The following is a 2960-nucleotide window of genomic DNA, read 5'->3' on the forward strand; positions in this document are numbered from 1 at the left end:
CCACCAGCGACAGCGAGAACTGCACGCCGAGGCGTGCGCCCCACAGCAGTCCCGCCACCAGCGCGACGAGGCCGGCAGCAGCCCAGACGGTGGCCCAAATCAAGGGCAGCCTGAGGCCGACCGCGAGAGCGGCGAACTGGTCATCCGCGACCGCGCGGAACGAGAGGCCGATGCGGGTGTAGCGGAAGAACAGCGACAGCAGCAGGACCATGCCGGCAGCGACCACGGCCGCGAAGATGTCGAACTGGCTGATCAGCACGCCGCCGATTTCCAGCGGCACGTCCTCGATGCCGAGATCGAGGCCATGGACCTGCGTGCCCCAGATCAGCTGGGCGGCGCCTTCGATGATGTAGGACAGGCCGAGCGTCGCCATGAACAGGGTGATCGGCGGCTTGTTGGTCAGTGGCCTGAGCACCGTGCGCTCGATGGCGATGCCGATCGCCACCATGATGGCGAAGGTGACCACCAGCGCCAGCGCGAAGGGAATGCCGCGCTCGACAAGGCTGACGAAGGTGAGTGCCGCAAACAGCAGCATCGCGCCTTGCGCGAAATTGAGCACGCCCGAGGTCTTGTAGATGAGCACGAAGCCGATCGCGACAAGCGAATACATGACGCCTGAGAGCAGGCCTCCGACGAGCACTTCGATGAAGAACTGGTAGTCGAAACCGGCGATCATATGCCTGCCCCGTCCTCATTGTCCGAGGCGACGCCGAGATAGGCATCGATGACGCGCTGGTCGTTCCTGACTTCATCGGGCGTGGCGTCGGCGATCTTGCGGCCGTAGTCGAGGACGGCGATTCGATCGGACAGACCCATGACGACGCCGACATCGTGCTCGATCAACACCACGGTGGTGGCGAAACGATCGCGCGCGGCGCGGACGAAAGCCGCCATCTCGCTCTTTTCGCTCGCTGTCATGCCGGCCATCGGTTCATCGAGCAAAAGCAGGCGCGGCTCGGCCACCAGAGCGCGGGCCAGTTCGACACGCTTCTGCAGCCCATAAGGCAAAGTGCCGACAAGACGGTCGCGAATGGCGGTGAGATGGAGGAATTCGAGGACCTGTTCGGCACGGCTGCGTGAATCGCGCTGCTCGCCACGCGAGCGGCCGATGCCGAGCACCTGGCCGGCAAAGTTGGAGCGAACCTTGTAGGCAAGGCCAGAGGCGACATTGTCGAGGACGCTGAGGCCCTTGAACAGTGCAAGGTTCTGGAAGGTTCTGGCGACGCCGAGATGGGCCAGCCGCTGCGTCGGGACCTGGGCATAGAAGGTACCGTCGAGCTGGACATGACCGCGATCCGGCCTGTAGACGCCGCTGATGACGTTGATCAGCGAGCTCTTGCCGGCGCCGTTAGGGCCGATGATGGCGCGGATCTCGCCTGACAGAACCGACAGGTCGACGTCGGCCAGTGCGACGACGCCGCCGAACGACAGGCTGATGCCCTGAAGCGCGAGCAAGGGAGAGGTAGCGCCGGCAACGGCCCCTGCCGGCTTGGCGACATCTTCGAACGACTGCTCCGGCCGTGGGCTTGACGGCAGGCCGCGCGCAAAGACCTCCGGTGCATAGGCGGAAGCCTCCATCACTCCGAGCGTATAAGTGGGCAGAGGCATTCCAATTGTCCTCGATTGCTTCAGCATGCGCGCAAATCCTCATTGCTGCTCGATGGCACGAGCGCGCCGGGTAGCTTTCATGCGTGTGCTGGCCGGAATCTCTCCGGCCAACCTGTGCGGGTACTATTCCGCCGCCAGCGACGCCGCTGCCTCGGCGTCTTCCAATTCGCGAACGAGCGGGATGACATGCTTGCCGAAATACTCGACCTCTTCCTGGAAGTGCAGGAAACCGAGCAGGATGAGATCCGCACCCGCGCGCTTCAGGTCGACGACGCGTTGAGCAACCTGCCTAGGAGTACCGATCAGGTTGGAGCGGAAACCGTCATTGTACTGGACCAGGTCGTCGAAGGACGATTTCGCCCAATTGCCCTCACCTTCCGGCGAGGCCTTACCGGCGTTCTTGACCTCATGGCCGAAAGCATTGACAGCCTCGGGATTGGCCTTGGCGATGATTTCGGCGAGCACTGCCCTCGCCTCGTCCTCGGTCTCGCGAACGACAGCGAAAGCGTTGACGCCAACCTTCACGGAATGGTTGTTGGCCTTCGCCTTGATCCTGATATCGTCGACCTGCTTGGCGATTTCGGCCGGCGTGTTGCCGTTGGTGAAGTACCAGTCCGAGACGCGCGATGCCATGTCGCGCGCGGCGCGCGACGAGCCGCCCTGGAAGATTTCGGGCAGCGGCTGCGGCGGCTTCGGCTTCAGCGAATATTCGTTGAAGCGGTAGAAATCACCACGGAAGGTGAAGCTGTCTTCAGTCCATATTCCGCGCAGCGCACGAATGAATTCTTCCGAGCGGCGGTAGCGCTCGTCATGATCGAGCCAATGCTCGCCAATGGCGTGGAACTCGCCGCGGAACCAGCCGGAGACAAGATTGATCGCGACGCGGCCATTGGTCAGGTAGCTGATGGTGGCGATCTGCTTGGCCGCCAGCGCCGGGTTCCATGGCCCGGGCAGAATCGCGGCGATGACCTTGAGCGTGGTGGTCGCCGCCAGCAGATCATGGCTGAACGCCACCGATTCGTGCTGTTCGTCGGCGCCGTAGCCGGCGGTGAAACGGATCTGGCTGAGCGCGTAGTCGAAGCCGGACCTCTCGGCGATCTGCGCCAGCTTGCGGTTATACTCGGCCGAATGGTTGGTGCGCTGCTCGATGTTGGAGATCACCAGGCCGCCCGAAACATTCGGCACCCAGTAAGCAAACTTGATCGCGTCGGTCTCTGCGTGTGCCATGAAATGTCTCCCATTCAGGCCGTGTCATTGATCGATCCGGCCTCAGCCGGACTTCGCGGATATTTATTATGTTTATAGAATATATATACAAAGAAGGATTTTCCGTTTTTGGGGCTCTCTTGGGA

3 protein-coding genes are annotated in these 2960 nt (G+C 62.4%); all 3 read right to left on the reverse strand.

Annotated features, from left to right (window positions below; genetic code table 11):
- The coding region (locus EOD15_RS31870) for a branched-chain amino acid ABC transporter permease (protein WP_148129743.1) at nucleotides 1-676 on the reverse strand (676 nt) is incomplete at its 3' end.
- Entirely contained in the window at nucleotides 673-1608 is a 936-nt protein-coding gene (locus EOD15_RS31875) for an ABC transporter ATP-binding protein (protein ID WP_127322037.1), read from the reverse strand. The genes EOD15_RS31870 and EOD15_RS31875, both read right to left, overlap by 4 nt.
- Nucleotides 1609-1731: 123 nt before the next feature.
- A complete protein-coding gene (gene sfnG / locus EOD15_RS31880) occupies nucleotides 1732-2835 on the reverse strand; it encodes a dimethylsulfone monooxygenase SfnG (protein WP_127409185.1) in 1104 nt (367 codons plus the stop codon).
- Nucleotides 2836-2960: the final 125 nt, after the last annotated feature.

Origin of the sequence: Mesorhizobium sp. M7A.T.Ca.US.000.02.2.1, from assembly GCF_003996995.1 — a bacterium.
GTDB lineage: Bacteria > Pseudomonadota > Alphaproteobacteria > Rhizobiales > Rhizobiaceae > Mesorhizobium.